Annotated in this window: 19 protein-coding genes; 3 read left to right on the top strand and 16 right to left on the bottom strand. The window is 35.8% G+C overall.

The window, feature by feature from the left end:
- From CDIMF43_RS07380 to CDIMF43_RS07365, 4 genes are all read right to left on the bottom strand, one after another.
- Nucleotides 1-206 (bottom strand): DUF3958 family protein (locus CDIMF43_RS07380; RefSeq protein ID WP_162532922.1); only part of this gene is annotated, 206 nt, incomplete at its 3' end.
- Nucleotides 207-224: 18 nt separating this feature from the next.
- On the bottom strand, nt 225-503 hold the full coding sequence (locus tag CDIMF43_RS07375; protein ID WP_109841618.1) for a TIGR04197 family type VII secretion effector: 279 nt from the start codon (nt 501-503) through the stop codon (nt 225-227).
- Nucleotides 504-759: 256 nt separating this feature from the next.
- Nucleotides 760-2,751, bottom strand: coding sequence for a transketolase (gene tkt, locus CDIMF43_RS07370; protein ID WP_109841617.1), 1,992 nt, complete (start codon nt 2,749-2,751; stop codon nt 760-762).
- Between the two features lie 160 nt (nt 2,752-2,911).
- Nucleotides 2,912-3,151, bottom strand: coding sequence for a DUF896 family protein (locus tag CDIMF43_RS07365; RefSeq protein WP_034570081.1), 240 nt, complete (start codon nt 3,149-3,151; stop codon nt 2,912-2,914).
- A gap of 215 nt (nt 3,152-3,366) precedes the next feature.
- Between CDIMF43_RS07365 and lexA the strand changes: the two genes are divergently transcribed.
- Together lexA and CDIMF43_RS07355 are read left to right on the top strand one after the other, a co-directional pair.
- The gene (gene lexA / locus CDIMF43_RS07360) at nt 3,367-3,990 is read left to right on the top strand and encodes a transcriptional repressor LexA (protein WP_034570084.1); all 624 of its coding nucleotides are present in this window, start codon (nt 3,367-3,369) and stop codon (nt 3,988-3,990) included.
- Between the two features lie 124 nt (nt 3,991-4,114).
- On the top strand, nt 4,115-4,414 hold the full coding sequence (locus CDIMF43_RS07355; RefSeq protein ID WP_109841616.1) for a hypothetical protein: 300 nt from the start codon (nt 4,115-4,117) through the stop codon (nt 4,412-4,414).
- A 51-nt stretch (nt 4,415-4,465) separates the two neighbouring features.
- On the opposite strand, the gene CDIMF43_RS07350 is transcribed toward CDIMF43_RS07355, so the two are convergent.
- Complete coding sequence (locus tag CDIMF43_RS07350) at nt 4,466-4,978, bottom strand: adenine phosphoribosyltransferase (protein ID WP_034570089.1); 513 nt, start codon at nt 4,976-4,978, stop codon at nt 4,466-4,468.
- A gap of 22 nt (nt 4,979-5,000) precedes the next feature.
- On the bottom strand, nt 5,001-7,334 hold the full coding sequence (gene recJ / locus CDIMF43_RS07345; RefSeq protein WP_109841615.1) for a single-stranded-DNA-specific exonuclease RecJ: 2,334 nt from the start codon (nt 7,332-7,334) through the stop codon (nt 5,001-5,003).
- 168 nt (nt 7,335-7,502) lie between these two features.
- Here recJ and CDIMF43_RS07340 point away from each other — a divergent pair, with 168 nt between their 5' ends.
- Entirely contained in the window at nt 7,503-7,937 is a 435-nt protein-coding gene (locus CDIMF43_RS07340; RefSeq protein ID WP_074402886.1) for a GNAT family N-acetyltransferase, read from the top strand.
- 53 nt (nt 7,938-7,990) lie between these two features.
- On the opposite strand, the gene CDIMF43_RS07335 is transcribed toward CDIMF43_RS07340, so the two are convergent.
- The 10 genes from CDIMF43_RS07335 to CDIMF43_RS07290 form a co-directional block, all read right to left on the bottom strand.
- Nucleotides 7,991-8,605, bottom strand: a complete 615-nt coding sequence (locus tag CDIMF43_RS07335) for an acetate uptake transporter (RefSeq protein ID WP_074402887.1) — start codon at nt 8,603-8,605, stop codon at nt 7,991-7,993.
- 166 nt (nt 8,606-8,771) lie between these two features.
- A complete protein-coding gene (locus CDIMF43_RS07330; RefSeq protein WP_074402888.1) occupies nt 8,772-9,083 on the bottom strand; it encodes a hypothetical protein in 312 nt (103 codons plus the stop codon).
- Between the two features lie 20 nt (nt 9,084-9,103).
- Nucleotides 9,104-9,508, bottom strand: a complete 405-nt coding sequence (locus tag CDIMF43_RS07325) for a LapA family protein (protein WP_109841614.1) — start codon at nt 9,506-9,508, stop codon at nt 9,104-9,106.
- A 137-nt stretch (nt 9,509-9,645) separates the two neighbouring features.
- Nucleotides 9,646-10,263 carry a GyrI-like domain-containing protein gene (locus tag CDIMF43_RS07320; RefSeq protein ID WP_074402890.1) on the bottom strand — a complete coding sequence of 206 codons (618 nt, stop codon included), beginning with the start codon at nt 10,261-10,263 and terminating at the stop codon, nt 9,646-9,648.
- Between the two features lie 112 nt (nt 10,264-10,375).
- A complete protein-coding gene (locus CDIMF43_RS07315) occupies nt 10,376-11,179 on the bottom strand; it encodes an SDR family NAD(P)-dependent oxidoreductase (RefSeq protein ID WP_109841613.1) in 804 nt (267 codons plus the stop codon).
- 19 nt (nt 11,180-11,198) lie between these two features.
- Entirely contained in the window at nt 11,199-12,137 is a 939-nt protein-coding gene (rnz, locus tag CDIMF43_RS07310) for a ribonuclease Z (RefSeq protein WP_074402892.1), read from the bottom strand.
- A gap of 65 nt (nt 12,138-12,202) precedes the next feature.
- Nucleotides 12,203-14,056, bottom strand: coding sequence for an acyltransferase family protein (locus CDIMF43_RS07305; RefSeq protein ID WP_109841612.1), 1,854 nt, complete (start codon nt 14,054-14,056; stop codon nt 12,203-12,205).
- Nucleotides 14,057-14,310: 254 nt separating this feature from the next.
- Nucleotides 14,311-14,739 carry a GNAT family N-acetyltransferase gene (locus tag CDIMF43_RS07300; RefSeq protein ID WP_109841611.1) on the bottom strand — a complete coding sequence of 143 codons (429 nt, stop codon included), beginning with the start codon at nt 14,737-14,739 and terminating at the stop codon, nt 14,311-14,313.
- A gap of 71 nt (nt 14,740-14,810) precedes the next feature.
- On the bottom strand, nt 14,811-16,124 hold the full coding sequence (gene obgE / locus CDIMF43_RS07295; protein ID WP_034570120.1) for a GTPase ObgE: 1,314 nt from the start codon (nt 16,122-16,124) through the stop codon (nt 14,811-14,813).
- 320 nt (nt 16,125-16,444) lie between these two features.
- Nucleotides 16,445-17,536, bottom strand: a complete 1,092-nt coding sequence (locus CDIMF43_RS07290; RefSeq protein ID WP_074402895.1) for a DUF871 domain-containing protein — start codon at nt 17,534-17,536, stop codon at nt 16,445-16,447.
- Nucleotides 17,537-17,831 lie beyond the last annotated feature (295 nt).

Below are 17,831 nucleotides of genomic sequence, written 5' to 3'. Positions count from 1 at the left end.
TGCAAGTTTGCGATTTGACCGCTCATTTCTCCTTCTCTCCAAGTCTCATGCAGTTCATTAAAAAGGTGTTGGACTCTTTGAAAAATACTCTGAACGTCATTTGTGTTCTGTTCTAACTTGCGGAGATCGGTTTCTGTTTGATAGCGGTCTTCCGTGACATTCCTTAATTGTTCTTGTAACTCGTCAATCGTTGACTGTGGTTCCAATCCTTATTCCTCCAAACGTTAGTTTATGCTAAATAAGGATTTTGCTAGTGTTTGATCCGTTGCTTCAAAATCCGTCGCGATACTTTGGATATTTTGGCTATCACGTTGTAAGGCACCTAAAAAGCTCGTTAACAATGATTTTGTTTGATCAATAGTAAGAGCTGCTTTTTGATTTCCTAATACCTTAGTAGCGGAAGCTTTTGAGATCGAACTAGATTGAGAGAACGTCTGTGTAGCGTTGGAAAGTTCGGTAGCTAGAGAGCGAGCTTGATTGAAATCACTTTTTATTACTCCCATTTTAAAATCCCCTTTAGTTTAATAATAGCGCATCTGATTTTTAAAATACAAATGTTCTTTATTATTAAACCATAACTTCAAGAAAATTAAAATAGCGATCGTGATTTTAATTTAGAATCATGTACTTCAATAGTAAAAAAATACTTAACTTCCTTTACTTTTAATTTGTTTTAAACGAATCGCTTTTTAGTCCATTTACTAAGAAAACATCATCTATTGAACTCACGACTCGAGTCCAATAAATGATGTTTTATGTTTATAGCTGGTTAAATGTATTTACAACGTTTTCAACTGTAAATCCATATTGTTCGATAACTGTATTTCCAGGTGCACTTGCACCATATTTATCAATGCCAAGCATTACGCCATCAAGTCCAACGTAACGTTCCCAACCAAAGGTTGCGCCCATTTCAATTGACATACGTTTTCTAACTGCTTTTGGTAAGACACTCTCTTTGTATGCTGCATCTTGTTTTTCAAATAAATCAAAACTTGGTAACGATACTACTGAAACATCTTTGCCTTGTTTTTTCAATTCTTTTTGTGCTTCGATTGCTAAAGCGACTTCAGAACCTGTTGCAATTAAAATTCCAGTTGGTTGATCGCCATCTTGTGGAGAAATTACGTAACCGCCTTTAGCAACATTTTTACGTGCATTTTCTTTTGTTCCAGGCAAGACAGGTAAGTTTTGACGAGTCAAGACTAATACTGTTGGGTGGTCCGTTGAGGTAATTGCTTGTTCCCAAGCAGCAACCACTTCATTTCCATCCGCTGGACGAATGACAGACAAGTTTGGCATACCGCGTAAGCTAGATAGTTGCTCTACTGGTTCATGAGTCGGACCATCTTCTCCTACAGCGATTGAATCATGTGTAAACACATACGTTACAGGTGCTTTTGAAATAGCTGCTAAACGAATTGCTGCACGTAAATAATCTGTAAATACAAAGAATGTTCCGCCATAAGTTTTTGAACCACCGTGTAATGAAATTCCATTCATTGCAGCTGACATTCCAAATTCACGAACACCGTACCAAATGTTGCGTCCTTCATATTGACCTGGTTCAAAATCTTTTTCACCAGCAACCATTGTATTGTTTGAAGCAGATAAATCTGCAGATCCACCCCAGAAAAATGGAATAGCTTTTGACAATGCTTGAATGGTTTCACTGCCTGTCACACGAGAAGCAGCACTTTCGCCTTCTTCGTAAACTGGTAATTCTTTATCCCAATCAGTTGGTAAGTTCCCAGACATTGCTAATTCAAATTGAGCAGCTAATTCTGGATATTCAGCTTTATATGAAGCGAACAATTCATTCCATTCACTTTCTGATTTAGCGCCTTGATCAATCATTGTTTCTTTAAAACGTGTAGCTACTTCATTTGGAACAGTGAACGCTGGATAATCCCAACCGTAAGCTTTTTTAGTCGCTTCGATTCCATCCATTCCAAGTGGTGCGCCGTGAACTTTAGATGTTCCTTCATTTGGAGCACCAAAGCCAATCACTGTTTTAACTTCAATTAAAGTTGGTTTTTTAGTTTCTGCTTTTGCTGCTTTAATCGCTTTTTCGATTTCAGCTAGATCATTTCCATCTTTAACTAAAATATGTTGCCAATTATACGCTTCAAAACGTTTGCCTACATTTTCAGTAAACGCTTTTGAAGTAGGACCATCTAATGAAATATCATTTGAATCATATAATACTACAAGTTTGCCAAGCTCTAAATGACCTGCTAAACTTGCTGCTTCAGCTGATACGCCTTCCATTAAATCTCCATCACCACATAAAGCATAGGTATAATGATCAACGATTTGATGATTTTCCTTATTATACGTTGCCGCTAGATGAGCTTCTGCCATTGCCATTCCGACACTATTTGCAATTCCTTGTCCAAGAGGACCTGTTGTTGCTTCAACACCATCTGTATGATGTACTTCTGGATGACCAGGGGTTAAGCTATCCCATTGACGGAAATTTTTCAAATCCTCCATTGATAGTTTGTAACCTGATAAATGTAACAAACTATATAATAGCATTGAACCGTGTCCTGCTGAAAGTACAAAGCGATCGCGATTTACCCATGATGAGTTGCTTGGGTTTACGTTTAAATGTTTGGTCCATAGCGTGTACGCCATTGGAGCAGCCCCCATTGGTAAACCTGGGTGTCCTGAGTTTGCTTTTTGAATCGCATCCATACTTAGTGTTCTAATCGTGTTTACTGCAAGTTGGTCAGTTGTATCGAACAATTAAATCATCCTTTCAGTTTTAATATCTCTATTTTACTGTTTTAAATCGTTTTACGCAACGCTTTCATAGAAATTATTGTATTTATTTTAACGATTAACCGCCAAATTTTAACAATTGGTAAAGCGTTTTCTACTTGAACGTCTCGTTTCCTTCTTATTTTTAGCGGTCGTGTAATCCTTTTTCTTTTTGAATTTGCTTTAATTTTTCAGGAGTAACGTCTGTTCCATCATTATCAACGACTTTCATTCCTTCAATATGATTTCTCATTCCACCGCGGAAAGCTTGTAAATATTCTTCTCTTAGTTCCTTTTGTTCTTGTTGCTCAGATAAGCTAAGGGTTTCGCTCTTTGACTTATTGGCTAGCTCATTAATTCGAGCTATTTTTTCTTTAGATAGCATTTAATTCACTCCATCTCGTTTCATTTAACCCCTTAACTATATCAAAAATTACGTTGAAAATATATCCATTTGCCTAAAAATTAGTTTATTCTTACAAAGCTTCCAGACATTAAAGATAGAAATTTCATTTTTACCGAACATCTGTTTGAATTCTAGGTTTAGTTATGGTATTCTATAGTTAAGAAAATTGATAAAGAAACGAGGTGCATTTAATCATGCGTAAAACTCCAGAATCTAGACAAATTGAAGTATTACAGTACATACATGAACAAGTTCAACTAAAAGGGTATCCCCCAACTGTTCGTGAAATTGGTACTGCTGTATCTCTTTCTTCAACGTCAACGGTACATGGTCACTTATCACGTTTAGAAAAAAACGGCTTTATTCAACGAGATCCTAGCAAACCTCGTGCTATTGAGTTAACTGCACTTGGATTATCTAAACTTGGTGTCCCAATGGATAAGATTCCCCTTCTAGGAACCGTTACAGCTGGTGAACCGATATTAGCAGTTGAAGAAGCTACTGATTATTTTCCATTACCTCCTCATCTGCAATATGCAAATGAAGCGTTGTTCATGCTAACTATTCGTGGTGAAAGTATGATCAATTGTGGAATTTTAGATGGCGATGCTGTAATTGTTCGCAAACAATCAAATGCTGATAATGGTGATATTGTAATTGCTATGACAAGTGAAGATGAAGCAACTTGTAAACGATTCTTCAAAGAAAAAGATCATTACCGCTTGCAACCTGAAAACGATGGAATGGATCCGATTATTCTTAGTGAAGTAACCATTCTTGGAAAAGTTGTTGGATTATACCGTAGTCACATTTTTTAAGACTTTCAGAGTTTCCTTTAGTTAGGAAGCTCTTTTTTAATGCTTTTTAGTTGTCTCTACAAATAATTGTGCTAAACTTTGTATATAAGGCTTTTTTTATTCTCACATAAGGAGGTTAAGTGAAATGGTTGCATTATTGTTTTATTGGTTTAGCTTATTGATTCAAGTTGCTTGGATTCTTTTAAGTGTTGGTCTTTCCGTTATGTACTTACGCAATAAAGAAAATGGAAATTTATGGGCATTTGCTGTTTTGAATATTCTTTCAATTATTTATAGTGGCATTGTCATCTGGATTTATAACACTTGGGATTTCGGCATTCAAACATCTAATTGGTTTGCAATTATCGTTGGTATTTTAGTTGTTTTAACGATTATCGAGTTTGTCCTAGGACGCTCTCCTAAAAATTCAAAATCAATCGCATAAAAAGAATCCCCTTCAGGTTAGAATCAATCTAACTTGAGGGGGATTTTTATTTTAGTAGTCCATTAAAGTGAAGATATCGTATCCTTCAATTTGAGCACGACCATTTAAATCTGTTAATTCGATTAAGAAAGCTGTTCCTACAACAATTCCACCTAATTTTTCGATTAATTGAATCGTCGCTGCAATGGTTCCACCTGTTGCTAGTAAATCATCACAAACCATCACTTTTTGACCTGGTTTAATAGCGTCTTTGTGAATTTGTAAGACATCTGATCCATACTCTAAACCATAGCTAACTTCAACTGTTTCTCTTGGCAGTTTGCCTTTTTTACGAGCAGGAGCAAAACCGATTCCTAATTCATAGGCCACTGGGCAACCTACGATAAAGCCGCGTGCTTCTGGTCCAACAATCATTTCAACGCCTTTGTCTTTTGCGTATTTTGCAATTTCGTTAGTTGCATAACGATAGGCTTCTCCATCTGCCATTAAAGGTGAAATGTCACGGAAAATAATTCCTTTTTCGGGGAAATCTTTTACATCAGCAATATATTGTTTTAAATCCATCTATAAATCCTCCATTCAAATTTTACGAGGCTTCTTTAATTTGTTGTTTTAACCAGATTTCTAATTCTGCAAAATGGCTGTACAGCAAGATTTTTTCAGCTTCTATTTGATTTAGTCGTTTTTGGTAATTTTCTGCATCAGACAACTCTTTTTTAGGAGCATCTTTGACATAGTTCATTACGCCATTGTCTATTGTAACAAATCCTAGTTCAAAAAACACGTTAATCATGAAAATTAATAAGTTATCTTTGATTTTTAAATAATTTGCTAAAAGAGGTAGCTTATGACGAATGTCGACATCTTTGTGTGTGGCTACAAATTTAAATAATTCTCCAAATTGTGTTCGGCTTGGCATCCCATTTAGGTAGCTTTCCGATTCACTAAAAAAGGCTGTAACTAACTTTTCTGGTGCATTGCCTTGAATCGTTGACGGAATCCATTCTAATTCGTTTGGACAATCGATAAATACAAAGGTTGAATGTTGCGTTTTAAAAACTTCCGCATCTTCTTTGGACTCAATCAAAACACTTTCACTGCCCATTGGAACTTTATCATTATGCGTTTGATAGCTTTTCTTATTATAAAACAAATAACAGGCGGCACCTTGTACCCAAAGACCTGCTGCTAAATTGCTGCCTCTCAAATCAACAACTTGAAGTCCATCCATTGCAATATCTTCAAGCATCAATTGAGGTTTACGATTGCCATTCCATTCATTTATAGAAAGTTTTCCGACTAACGACACTTCAGAATGGTCGTTGATTTCATCAGCAACTGCACCTAATTGAAAGCCAATTACATCTAAATTCACCTTATTTTTTGTTGCTTTAAGTTTTAAATGAGCGTTGTTGCCGCCAATTTTACGAATGTCTTCTGCTTGAACATGTTCCAGTAAGAAAACAGGTTTTGGATTATCTGTGCCAAATGGCGCTAAGCTAGCTATTTCTTCAATCGCTGCAACGGTGATATCGGCTAACTCAATCGTTTCATCAATGGCCAGTTCTTCATTCAAGTTGCCGACTAAATCATGCGTTAACGCGTAGTGATTTAGTTGCGTTTGTAACGCCTCTATATGTTCAATTGGTAAAGTCAGTCCTGCTGCCATATGATGTCCACCAAAATGAGTAGTCAAATCTCGGACTTCATTAATCGCATCGTATAAGTCATATGCACTAACACTTCGCCCAGAACCTTTGGCTATGCCTTTTTCAGCGTCAATATTCAATACAAGGGCGGGTTTTCCAGTGGCGCCAACAATTTTACTTGCAACAATACCCAGTACCCCTTCGTGCCAATCGGACTTCGCTAATAAATACACAGACGGTGTTTCTTTCATTTCTGCAATCATTTGGAAGGCTTCTTCTGTAATTTTTGCCACAAAAGCTTGGCGTTCTTCATTTTTAGTGTTAATAAAAGTCGCAAGTTCGATGGCTTCTTCTTCATCAAAGGTTGTTAGTAAAGCGACAGCTGGTGCTGCTTCACCTAAACGACCGACAGCATTAAGACGCGGTGCAATCGTAAAGCCTATCGTTTCTTCTGTCATGGTCTCTTTTTCTATTCCTGCAACTTTTGCTAAAGCTAAAAATCCTAATCGTTCAGAACTTTTTAACATTTCCAATCCTAAAATCACTAATGCTCGATTCTCGTCCGTCAATGAAACTAAATCTGCAATTGTGCCAATTGCTACTAGATCGACTAGTTCAGTTGGAAATTCGCCTAATAGTGCAGTTGCTAGTTTGAAGGCAACGCCTACTCCAGCTAATTCACCAAAAGGGTAGGCTCCTTTTGGGTGTTTTGGATGAACAATGCTATATGCCTCTGGCAAAATCTCTGGCATTTCATGGTGATCCGTTACAATCACATCAACGCCTAATTCTTTCGCTTTTGCAATTGCCTCATGACCTGAAACCCCATTGTCACACGTCACAATCAATTCTGCTCCGTCTTCAATCAACTTCTCAAAAGCTTGGACACTTGGTCCATAGCCATCTGTAAATCGATTAGGGATATAATAATCTACTTCCCCACCAAGCATTTCAATCGTTTCTTTTAAAACGGCCGTACTTGTTACGCCATCAGCGTCATAGTCGCCATAAACGATTATTTTTTGACCATTTTCAATTGCTTGCGTAATTCGTTCAACGGTTTTTTCCATATCATACATTAAAAATGGATCGTGAATCCAAGTTTCATCTGGTTTTAAAAAATGTTGTACTTTGTCTTTTGTATCCAAACCACGGTTAACTAATAACGTCGTCACTAACGGAGAAGTCGAAAGCTCTTCACTTAACGCTGTGATTGCCGCTTCATTTAGTTGTGGTTGATTTAATTTCCAGTTCATTCGAGATTTTAACAATCTAATCACTCCCAACTTATTTAGTATACCAAATTTTTCGAAAATAAAGTAGTTGAACTCTTGATTTTTTCGCTTTTTAATTCTTAGCCGTTTATTTCTAATTGCAAATCATTTCGTTTAATTTTATACTATGATTAACTAATAAAATCAACTAAAGGGGCTAATGTGATGACGTGGAAAATAAAAAGATTTAATGAGTTAACAACGACTGAGCTTTTTCAAATCTATCAAGCTCGAGTGAACGTTTTTATTGTCGAGCAAGAATGTTTTTATCCAGATGTAGACGATAACGATTTAATCAGCATCCATGTGTTTAATGAACAAAATGGCCAGATTCAAGCTTATGGGCGCATCATTCCAAATCAAGAAAAATTGATGTTTGGTCGTATTTTAACAGTGAAAGAACAACGTGGGACTGGTTTAGGCAAAGAGTTATTAACGATTATTTTAAAAACAATTGAAGATACTTTTCCAAATCAAGCCGTTGAAATTCAAGCACAAGCTTATTTACAAAATTTCTATAGCCAATTTGGCTTTGAACCAATCAATGGTGAAATTTATTTGGAAGACGCTATTCCTCATATTGATATGATTAAAAAATAAAAAACCTTCTTTTAAGCAACTTGTAAATTGCTTGAAAGAAGGTTTTGCTTTAATTATTTTTTGATAATCCCAAAAGGCTTGCCAATTGGTAAGAACGTAAAGCCAAAGTGACCATTTAAAACAGCTGCTGCTGCGCCATAAAATGATAAAATTGAAATTAAAAATTCTGCAACTGCCGCCATCATGTGGAAGAAGTCTGTTGCAATTCCAAAAGTTGACATAAATAATCCTAGGAATAAAAAGTCAATCAAGAAGAAAATAAAGAATAAGACTTTATTTGTTTCTAATGCTCCCACGGTCATAAAGACTGTGAAAATAAAATAACCTAGGAAAGCAAAACCTAGTTCATTAGGATCGAAAGAAGATTGTAATACTTCTCCGAATAAGCCATTTTGAATCATCCAGCTCATTCCTGTTCCTAACCAAAACAACCCATAACCAGCAAAAGCTGTTGCGCCAAATACGTTATTATGTTTTGCATCATAGTTAGAAGCAATCAATTGAGCAATTCCGCCTAAGAAAATCGCCCATGGCAACACGCCACTTACGTTTTCTGTCCAGCCTAATTTTTGAGATGAGGCTACTAAAGTAACCATTGCTAAACCAAACAATCCAATCGCTGTCGGATCAATTATAACTTGTTTTACGTGATGTTGCTCGTTTTTCATTAATGATATTCCCCTTTATTTAAAATTGCCAACCTGTATAAAATACCATCTAGGCTACTAAGAGTCAATTCTTTTTTTTTACCCTTCAAAACCCCGATGAAATAACTAATCTTTCCATCATTTTTAACTAAAAAAGCAACTTACATTTAATGTAAGTTGCTCTTGTTTAAAAGGCTTTATTTAGAACTTCAAAAACTTCAACTGAAAGTTCTTTATGCTTATTAGTTGGATTAAACCAAATGTCATTCCATGCATCTAGACTGCGTTCATAGGTAGTCCGTTCATCATAGTCACTAAGCGTTTCATAATAAATATCCAAAACCACAACCGTTTGATCTCCTTTACTTCGCTTAAATTGATTGATTCCTAAATTGTTCACAATTCCATTAAACTCAGAACTTGCAGATTGTTGGAATTTCTCCATTAATTCTGGTAAATCAGATGTTTTTGTTTGATACGTAAACACCACTTTAATCATAGTTGGATTCCTTCTTTCACTTAAAGCGTCTTTTCAGTTGGCGGTGTTGTTAGTTTTGTAACTAACTCTTGCTCTAGACTATCCATTTTTTTCTTGTTTTCTGCTAATGCAATTTCTTTTTCTGCAAGCTTGTTTTCATACTCCGCTTTTAAACTTTCAGTACGCTCCGCTAGTTTTTGATCAAATGTCGTCAATTCTTTTCCTTGTTGCTTCACTTGTTTTTTTAATTGCATACTTGATCCCGTTGAAACTAAAACTGCTGCAATCGCACCAACAAATAATGAACCTAAAATCACCATGATTAATGGCCACTCAACTTTTGCAAAACCAAAATTCACAGGTACTTCTGAAACATTTAAAATAGCAAATAACGCAACGATTAGCACTAAAATAATACCGACAACTAGTCTCCATTGATTTTTCATCAGCTACACCTCTTCTTCCTAAATTTAAAGAAAAATTCTTCTATTTAAGAATAACTTTATTTTAGTTATTTGTCTAATAGTATTCATTAAGAACATAAAAACCCATTTAAATAAACGGGATTTTATGTAATGATTATTTAATGAATTGGAAATCGCAAGACTGTTTTCAATTTTTCTGGTGCTACTTTTTTAGGATCAGACACGTAGATTTCTTTATGTTGGTGACCGACTTTTTTTAAATTCATTTCTTTACAATAATCATTCATTTTGTTAAAAGAATGAATCTCGTCTGCATAGCTACCAACATGCATCATTTGGATATTTCGTCCTTCCTTAATCGTTTCAAATTGCAGCTTATCCACTAATTCAATTGCTAAGGAATCCAAACGTGTCTCCTTTATCTCGGCTACCAATTCAGCAGTTACAAAATCAGGTTGGCGAATCATTATTTTATAAATCAACTGATCTAAGTTTAAGGGTTGCTCATTTGTAACAGGAATTTGGGAATCCCAAAACCCTTCTAATGGGAAAACCGTATAATCATAGTATCCATCAGGTATTATTCCTTTTTTTGGCAACATTTTTATTGTATAGGAAGCCTTGTAAAGAGTTGCTACTGCGTTGGAAAAAGAGGTCATATTTGGATTTCCTTCTCCAGTAATTGTTAAGTAACTTAATTCAGGAACTTCCACTATTGTTGGGGTCTCTTTTGGTAAATACAGACTTTTTTCTTTTTTTCGCCATTCATATTTCATAAACAATCGTCCTCTTTTCTTGTTTTATTTCAGTATAAACCTTCTCAGTGTGTCAGAGTCAATCAAAAAAATCTCCTGATTCAATTGAATCCAGAAGATTTTTAGTTTATTTTTATTTATTGTTAAAAAGAGTACTTGCTAGGTAATCTCCCACATGTGGAAACAAGGTATACATTTTCCCAGCAAATTCCATTAATTTAGGCATATTCAATTCACGACGAGGGACGTTTATAACCCCAACAATTCGTTTCGCTACAATCGTTGGATCTAAAACTAATAAATCAACTTTCTTTAAGTATTCGCCAGTTTCATCCGCAATCTCAAAGAAATTCGTTTCAATCGGTCCTGGATTAACCGTCGTTACGTAGACACCCAGTGGTTTCAATTCTAAGCGCAATGCATTTGAATAACCTAAAACCGCAAATTTTGTTGCCGAATAAATTGAAGATTTTTGGGTAGCCATTTTAGCTGCTTGGGAAGCAATGTTAATGATATGCCCTGCGCCACGATCGGCCATTTCGATGGCAACTAATTGCGTCATGTACATTAAACCTAATACATTCACTCTAAACATTTTTTCAGCAAGATCCATATCAAAAGTCAGGGCTTCTTCAAAATGACCAAAGCCTGCATTATTAACTAACACATCAATTGCTCCAACTTCATCATGAATTCGTTCTACTACTTCTTTAATATTTTCAGGATTCGCTACATCTAATTGAAAAGCAAAGGCCGGTGCACCGGATAAATCCTCACAATTATGGCGTACTTTACCTAATAAATTAATTCTTCTAGCACAAACGACGACGGTTGCATTTTGTCTAGCAGCCGCATAGGCGATTTGCTCTCCTAAGCCACCTGATCCACCTGTAATGACAACAACTTTTCCTGTTAAATCGTTTCTATTTGTTCCCATGCTTCATTCATCTCCTTTATTATTTATCGGTTCTTGTTAACGGAATGATAATTTCATCAAAATCTTTCACCACATAGCTGTTATCAAAAATCGTCTTCGCTTCTTTTTGAAGTTCTACTACGTCTTTCCCAAGATAACGCGCACTAATATGAGTTAGCAATAAACGTTTCGCATTCGCTTCTTTGGCAATTTCTGCAGCGTCAAAAGTTGTTGAATGAAAATAATTGCGTGCCATTTTTCTATCTTCCCCATCAAAGGTACTTTCATGAACTAAGACATCCGCATCTTTTGCTAAAATAGCACTATTGGGATGTTTTCTTGTATCCCCTAATATAGCAACTATTCTTCCTTTTTGATCTTTACCAACATATTTTTTTCCATCAACAACTTGACCGTTTTCTAAAGTAACCGTTTCCCCTTTTTTTAATCTACCATACAATGGTCCAAAAGGCACACCGATTGCTTTTAATTCTTCTACTTGGAGCATTCCTTTATGATCTGCTTCTTCAAAACGATAACCAAATGATTGGATACCATGATCCAACTCTAAACAACTTACTTTAAATTGCTGGTCTTCAAAAAGAACCCCTGCTTCATAGATTTCGTGAAAATTCAAAGTATATTTCAAATGCGTTCCTGAAATTTTCAAGCTTGTCAGAATGTAATCTTTGATTCCTTTTGGTCCATAAACGGTTAATGGACTTTCGCCACCTTGAAACGAACGACTGCTCAATAGGCCAGGCAAACCAAAAATATGGTCGCCATGTAAATGAGTAATAAAAATTTTATCGATTTTTCGTGGTTTTAAAGTGGTATTTAATATTTGCTGTTGCGTGCCTTCGCCGCAATCAACTAACCAAACTTGATTGCGTTCTTCTAATAATTTTAACGCAATGCTTGTAACATTGCGATGCTTTGCAGGTACACCTGCGCCAGTACCTAAAAATAGTAATTCCATAGTCATTATCCTATCTGTCAATAAATCAACGTTTAATCTGTTTATTTTGTGGGTGCTTTTTTTACTTATTCAGTTAAGACTGTTTTGGCAATCAATTGAGCATAATGTTTCGCGCCCTCTTCATTTGGATGGACACCATCGTTATAAAACCAATCCGTTCTGTCTTTACTGTATTGATTCCAGTCAATCAAACGAACATTTTTAAATCGTTTACTAGCTGAAATTAGCCCTGCATTTACACTATTTTTCCAATTTTTGGGAACTTGCGTATTAACCAAATAAATCGGCGTATTTTTGTCAATTGTGTTCAATAGTTCGTCCATTTGACTATCTGTAAACGCACCATTTGTGCCTAATTCTAAAATCACTGGAGTCCCTAATTTTTTTTCTGATTTCAATCGTTCAACAACTGGAGCTGTGTTATAAAGTTGACGTCCGACTTCTCCATCAATCGTTCCTTTTGGAAAAATCACTTGCAACGGTTCAACAACGCTTAGCATAACAGAATCGCCAATAAATGTAGCCTTCATTTGACTGGCTTTTTCCATTTCGGTTGGAGTGATCCCCTCTACAAGCGGAACCGTTTCTTTTGGTTTAGTTGCGGTTGACTTTTGTTCTTCCAGTTTTGCTTTATTCGTTGCTATTTTCTCTGCTAGTTGTGTGGAGGATTTATTTTCACCTGTGGGTGCCATTATAAAGCCTACTGTAGAAATTAGTAACGTGAAGCAAATAAATGCGACACTCCCTTTTTCAAGCCAACCTCTGACTCCTGTTCCATTCAATAAAGAATGCCATTTTTCAACAATCACTTGCCAATTTAAAATGGCTTTCACATTTAATTTTTTAAACGGCATTTCAATTAAACTATATGAAGCTTCTGTCAAAAGTACAATCAAAAGCAACTGAATCAATAGGTGCCTTGTTGGATGAATACTGGTATCTCCAATTTTCACTTCATACAAAACCATGACAGGATATTGCCATAAATACAATCCATAACTTCTTTGACCAAGCCATTTAAAAGGTTGCATACCTAGTACACGAGATAAATAAGTCGCTGGATGGGCAACAATTCCGATTAAAACACCACTGACTAAACTAAATAAAAACATTCCTCCATAATAAGTGAATGTATTAGTTGCCATTACCGTCGTCATCATAAAAATCAAGAGTGCCAATGCCACAAGTCCGACAGATTCTAAAATCAGTTTCGCCTTCAATGGAACTTCTTCCTTTAACTTAGTGCTTGGCCAAACAAAAGAAATAGCTGATCCAATTAAAAGTGAAAAAGCTCTCGTGTCTGTTCCGTAATAAACTCGACTTGGATCTCCATTTGGCACAAATAAAACAGCCATTAACAGGGCTGAAATAACGGATAACCCCATAAACAAGTAAAATATGTGGCTATTTTTCTTAATCGTAATTGTTGCTAAAACAACAATCACCGGCCAAACTAAGTAAAATTGACCTTCTAAAGCAAGTGACCATAAATGAACAAAGGGAGATGGCGTTGCAAAGCGATCAAAATAGGACTCCCCTTGAAGAATTTGCCACCAGTTGTTTAAATACAACAAACTGCTAATAATAGCGCCTCTAATATTTAACAAAAGCTCTCGTTGAAATAATGTAATCCAACCTGTTACTAAAATCAGCATCGCTAGTAATGCCGGATAGAGTCTGTTCAACCTTCTCTTCCAAAATTGTTTTAAACTGATTTTATTATTTTGTTGAAATTCTTGAATAAGTAAGTCAGTAATCAGATAACCTGATAAAACAAAAAAAATAGGAACTCCTAAAAAACCTCCTGGCAAAATATGAGGCGTTAAGTGATAAAAAATGACACCTAAAACAGCGATTGCGCGTAAGCCATCTAGTCCAGGCATGTATCGACTTTTCTTTAGTCTTTTTTTATTTTCCATTCGTATAATAAACTCCTTTAATACTCTGCACGATGGATTTTTATAAATAAAGTCATCCAACAACTTTCCTTATTTGTAAGTGTGCGTCACTTATTATTTTATCAAATATTCAAACAATAAGCGACCTTCAAAAGGCCATGAATGAACGAAATTTTTAATTCTAATTGCGAACTCCTTATTTATCAGTAATTTCAGAGTTCTTAAATAAAAATTAAATTATTTAAAGTCTTTCATTCGCCTAAGATTCTTCCAATTTACGCTAACTTTAAATGGAGAATGGGATAGGCTCTGCCTTCGTTGTCAACTGCATCTCGACCGATCTGAACAAATCCATTTTTCAAATAGAATTTTTTTGCACTGTGATTTTGCTCATTGACGTCTACTTTTTTTATTGAAAAATCTTTCATTAATTGATTTAAAATTTGTTTTCCATATCCTTTGCCGATAGAAGGCTCATCTAAGAAAAGCATTTCCAAACACTCTTCTTGAATCGCTGAAAATCCTACAATCCCATGATTTACAACCCAAAGGTGAAGGACTAGATGTGGAAAATAAGTTGGGATTTCTAATTTAATCGCCTCACGATCTTTTGCTGATAAAAAAGAATGGGTGGCGATTACAGATTGTTCCCATATTTTTAAAATCAACGGATAATCATCTTGTGTAGCTTTTCTATAATCCATTTTTCAGTTCCCTTCTAAATAAAAAGCTGAACTCTATAAATTACATAGAGTTCAGCTTTTAGCATGCTATTTTATTCCACAAACTCAAATTCATATTTCATAATACGGACAAGATCGCCATCTTTAGCTCCCATTTCACGCATTTCTTCATCGATTCCCATCGCACGTAATTGTCTTGCAAAACGCATGACACTTTCATCGGTTTCAAAGTTCGTCATCTTGAATAATTTTTCAAGTTTTTCGCCACTAAGAACCCAAGCTGCGTCACTATCACGAGAAATTTCATAGCCTTTTTCTTCTGGCGTATGTTTGTACATAACCGTTTCGTCCTCATCCACCAATTCATAAAGTGGAAACTCAGGCGTTACTTCAAGGACATCTGCTGTCGCACTTAGTAAGTTGTTTGTTCCTTTATGACTAATTGCTGAAATTGGGAAAACAGGAATGTCGTCTTCAAATTCATCTTTTTTAAGAGCTTTTAGTTGTTCTTTGAATTTCTTCAAGTTTTCTTCAGATTCTGGCATGTCCATTTTATTGGCTACAATTAATTGTGGGCGTTCCATCAAACGTAAATTATACGTTTCTAATTCTTTATTGATGGCAACGTAATCTTCGTAAGGATCACGTCCCTCGCTCCCGCTCATATCGATAACATGTAAAATGACACGTGTCCGTTCAATATGACGTAAGAATTGTGTACCTAAACCAATTCCTTGTGAAGCTCCTTCAATCAATCCTGGTAAATCGGCCATAACAAAGCTACGTCCATCTTCTGCTTGCACCATTCCTAAGTTAGGAACTAATGTTGTAAAATGATACGCACCGATTTTTGGGCGGGCTTTTGAAACGATTGATAAAATAGTTGATTTTCCAACAGATGGGAATCCAACCAGTCCAACGTCAGCTAATACTTTTAATTCAAGCTCAATATGACGTTCTTGCCCTGGTTCACCATTTTCAGCGATTTCTGGTGCTGGGTTTCTAGCAGAAGCAAAACGAATATTGCCTCGTCCACCACGTCCACCTTTTGCCACAACTAATTCTTGACCATCAAGAACTAAGTCTCCTAGTACTAAACCGGAATCCATATCCTTTACTGTCGTACCTTGTGGGACTTTAATGTACGTATCCCCAGCGCCACGACCATGCATTCCTTTGCTCATTCCTTTTTCGCCATCTTCCGCTTTAAAGCGACGCGTAAAACGGAAGTCCATTAACGTTCTCAAACCTTCATCGACTACAAAAATAATGTTTCCACCATTTCCGCCATCTCCACCGGCTGGTCCACCATCTGGTACATATTTTTCGCGACGGAAGGCAACCATCCCGTTTCCACCTGCACCTGCTTTAACACTAATTGTCACTTGATCTAAAAACATTGACATCTTTTATTTCCTCCTCATTTTATGAGTTTGTGAGATTTTCATCTAATTATATATAAATTCATGCTTATCATTGGACTTTTGTGAATAATCTAAGTGTTACATTTGTTCCAAGATGTAATTTAAGATGCGATTTTATCATCACGAATCCTCTAAAAATGAGATATTGTTCAGTATATCCCACATTCGTCCATGTTCTATTGTACTTGTGAATAGAAGCTTTGTCTATAAAGATTCCTTAGATTTATCATTTTTTTATAAAAACGTTTGTTCATTTAAAAATATAAAGAGCTCATTCATCGCTTTGATGAATGAGCTATCTGTTATTTATTTTCGATTAATTTAAAGTTTGACCATGGTTTCAAGAAATCTAATAAGAATAATTCATCCTCGCTAATTCGGCCTACAACGTTCACACGTCCAGTATTTTTCATTTCTTTCAAAGCAATTTGACACTCACCTTTGTATTGTCCAAAATCAACATTATCAACTAATAAGTCTCCTTTGATCATATCACGCGTATCATGCGGTGGAAAAGCTTCGTCTTTATATTTGATACGTGTCATTGTTGAACGTAAAATATATGCTGAACGATCGCCTCGGTAACTATGCAGCTCATCAAGAATCACCTTACGCTCCACCTCACTGATGGACGCATCTAAATCAACCTTAACGGATGGATAAGGGGCATTGAACGCCTCTGCCATTGCTTTTAATTCAGCTTCAGAAGCATACGCATTTCCGATAATGATGTCATCAATCAAATCCGTTAATACATAATGTTTAACTTGTGTAGCAATCTCTAAATCACGATGATCTTCTAATGTACAAAGACCGTCTTGGGTTGGCCAAGGACCAAAAGTAGCCTCATGAGAATTTACAAAGGCTGCAGTGTTAAGATTGTGATTGCGGTATTGATTTGAACAAAATACAAAATGATTATATTCCAAACCAGAATAACGATGTGGATAAAAATTATGGGACCCTAATAAGTTTTCTCGATTTGGCGAGTAACTCATAATGCTTTCAATGTAATTGGTTCCAGAGCTCATGTTTACTTCGATTTTGATGCCATAAGGATTACGCGTCATACGTGCTTCTTCTTGACCAGTAAAACCTAGATCTAAACGGATGCCATATGCGCCCATTTCATGGAAAAATGATAAATCATCGTAGGATATTTTTAATTGTTCAAAAAGAGCAGGATTAATATCCACCATAACTTCCATGTCTAAACTGTTCGCGTAAGCGATCACTTTCTTAAAGCCATTTAAAACGGCATCGCCATCACCATCGACTTCTAATAAACTGGTAAAAACACGTTTGTAGCCATACTGATGTGCTAAATCTAAATATTTTTTATCTTGTTCAAAAGTTGAACGTTCTGGATAGATTGAAACTCCTAATTTTCCCATATGATTGAGACCCTCCATACTTCAAATAGATGATTTTTTAAAACCACCCTCATTCATTTACTCTTTTAGTATAGCAAAAGAAAACACTTTCATCTAGCGACTTTTTAAAAGTTTTTGCTTTTATGATAGCGCTTTTCAATTGGTATGATAGTCACTACAAGAAGTGAGGAAACTGAATTGTTTGGCTTTAAACTAATTGGTATAGACCTAATCTTTTTTTACCAAAAACAAAAAAATGAAAAAAACGACTAGCTATTTCCAAATCATACAAACTAATGTAAAATAGAGGTTGTTC

The organism is Carnobacterium divergens, assembly GCF_900258435.1.
In the GTDB taxonomy this organism is placed as follows: Bacteria; Bacillota; Bacilli; order Lactobacillales; family Carnobacteriaceae; genus Carnobacterium; species Carnobacterium divergens_A.
The sequence above is the reverse complement of the archived record's forward strand: the minus strand, read 5'-3'. Positions and strand labels throughout refer to the sequence as shown.

Bases quoted from the DNA above. Each gene is read 5' to 3' on its own strand.
- CDIMF43_RS07375 (WP_109841618.1), bottom strand. From the start codon at position 503: ATGGGAGTAATAAAAAGTGATTTCAATCAAGCTCGCTCTCTAGCTACC.
- CDIMF43_RS07365 (WP_034570081.1), bottom strand. From the start codon at position 3,151: ATGCTATCTAAAGAAAAAATAGCTCGAATTAATGAGCTAGCCAATAAG.
- lexA (WP_034570084.1), top strand. From the start codon at position 3,367: ATGCGTAAAACTCCAGAATCTAGACAAATTGAAGTATTACAGTACATA.
- CDIMF43_RS07355 (WP_109841616.1), top strand. From the start codon at position 4,115: ATGGTTGCATTATTGTTTTATTGGTTTAGCTTATTGATTCAAGTTGCT.
- CDIMF43_RS07350 (WP_034570089.1), bottom strand. From the start codon at position 4,978: ATGGATTTAAAACAATATATTGCTGATGTAAAAGATTTCCCCGAAAAA.
- CDIMF43_RS07340 (WP_074402886.1), top strand. From the start codon at position 7,503: ATGACGTGGAAAATAAAAAGATTTAATGAGTTAACAACGACTGAGCTT.
- CDIMF43_RS07335 (WP_074402887.1), bottom strand. From the start codon at position 8,605: ATGAAAAACGAGCAACATCACGTAAAACAAGTTATAATTGATCCGACA.
- CDIMF43_RS07330 (WP_074402888.1), bottom strand. From the start codon at position 9,083: ATGATTAAAGTGGTGTTTACGTATCAAACAAAAACATCTGATTTACCA.
- CDIMF43_RS07325 (WP_109841614.1), bottom strand. From the start codon at position 9,508: ATGAAAAATCAATGGAGACTAGTTGTCGGTATTATTTTAGTGCTAATC.
- CDIMF43_RS07320 (WP_074402890.1), bottom strand. From the start codon at position 10,263: ATGAAATATGAATGGCGAAAAAAAGAAAAAAGTCTGTATTTACCAAAA.
- CDIMF43_RS07315 (WP_109841613.1), bottom strand. From the start codon at position 11,179: ATGGGAACAAATAGAAACGATTTAACAGGAAAAGTTGTTGTCATTACA.
- rnz (WP_074402892.1), bottom strand. From the start codon at position 12,137: ATGGAATTACTATTTTTAGGTACTGGCGCAGGTGTACCTGCAAAGCAT.
- CDIMF43_RS07305 (WP_109841612.1), bottom strand. From the start codon at position 14,056: ATGGAAAATAAAAAAAGACTAAAGAAAAGTCGATACATGCCTGGACTA.
- CDIMF43_RS07300 (WP_109841611.1), bottom strand. From the start codon at position 14,739: ATGGATTATAGAAAAGCTACACAAGATGATTATCCGTTGATTTTAAAA.
- obgE (WP_034570120.1), bottom strand. From the start codon at position 16,124: ATGTCAATGTTTTTAGATCAAGTGACAATTAGTGTTAAAGCAGGTGCA.
- CDIMF43_RS07290 (WP_074402895.1), bottom strand. From the start codon at position 17,536: ATGGGAAAATTAGGAGTTTCAATCTATCCAGAACGTTCAACTTTTGAA.